The organism is Halomonas sp. AOP25-F1-15 (assembly GCF_052378675.1).
Classification (GTDB): domain Bacteria; phylum Pseudomonadota; class Gammaproteobacteria; order Pseudomonadales; family Halomonadaceae; genus Vreelandella; species Vreelandella casei.
Genome location: NZ_JBQSXV010000022.1, coordinates 1 through 1,176, shown reverse-complemented (window position 1 = coordinate 1,176; position 1,176 = coordinate 1). Strand labels below are relative to the sequence as shown.

Here is a 1,176-nt window from a genome sequence, read left to right as displayed (position 1 = left end):
CAGGAAGAGCATGAAACCTTTTTCCGTGAGCGGTTGGGCGATGTTGAAGAACCGACAGCGCCCTTTGGACTACAAGACGTTCGTGGCGATGGCAGCGATATCGAAGAAGTACGCGTTCCTTTGATTGCGGAACTAGCCCAGCAAGTTCGGCAACAGGCCCAGCGCCATGGTGTTAGCACGGCTAGCCTGTTCCATCTGGCCTGGGCCTTGGTGCTGAGCAAGACCACAGGGCATGACGACGTGGTATTTGGCACCGTGCTATTTGGCCGTATGCAGGGCATCGAAGGTGCCGAGCGAGCGCTGGGGATGTTTATTAATACGCTTCCAGTGTGCATCAAAACAGGCTCCCAGAGTGTTGATAAGTGCCTGCGCCAAACCCACGACGCCCTATCTGAGCTAATGCACCATGAACATGCCAGCCTTGGACTCGCACAGCGCAGCAGCGGGCTGCCTGGCGGAACCCCGCTATTCACGAGTCTGCTGAACTATCGTTACATCGCACCTCAGCAAGAGGGAGGCACCGTTCATACTTGGGAAGGTATGGAGGTACTGGGCGGTCAGGAGCGTACCAACTACCCGATCACCATGTCGGTGGACGACCTAGGTAACGGATTCCAATTGGTAGGGCAGGTTAGCCGAATGATTGGGGCGCAGCGGTTGTGTGACTACCTGAGCACCGCCATTGCAGGCATCGTAGAAAACCTGCAAGCGGTGCCTCGACAACCATTAAGTGAGATCAGCCTGCTTAGAGCAGACGAACAGCAGTTGTTGAGCGAGTGGGGGGAGAATACGCAACAGTATTCCGAAGCTGCGCCAATCCATCAGTTGATCGAGCGCCAGGCTGCGGTAACGCCAGAGACTACTGCGCTAGTATTCCAGGATCAGTCACTCAGCTACGCCGAACTCAATACCCGCGCTAATCGTTTGGCACACTATCTGATCGGTTTAGGCGTAAAACCCGAGGTTCGAGTGGGCATCGCCATGGAGCGTTCCATCGAGATGGTGGTGGGTCTGCTGGCGATTCTCAAGGCAGGTGGTGCTTACGTACCGTTGGATCCGGATTACCCCGCCGAGCGGTTGGCCTATATGGTCGAAGATAGTGGCATTGAGCTGCTGCTTACCCAGCAACATCTGCGTGATACCTTGCCGATGACCGGTGGGCTAAACGTTATTGAA

The 1,176-nt window shown here is 55.6% G+C and carries 1 protein-coding gene; it reads left to right on the top strand.

Annotated elements, in window-relative coordinates; all coding sequences use genetic code 11:
* On the top strand, window positions 1–1,176 hold a 1,176-nt coding region (locus tag ACT3TF_RS17170), incomplete at both ends, for an AMP-binding protein (protein ID WP_444672638.1).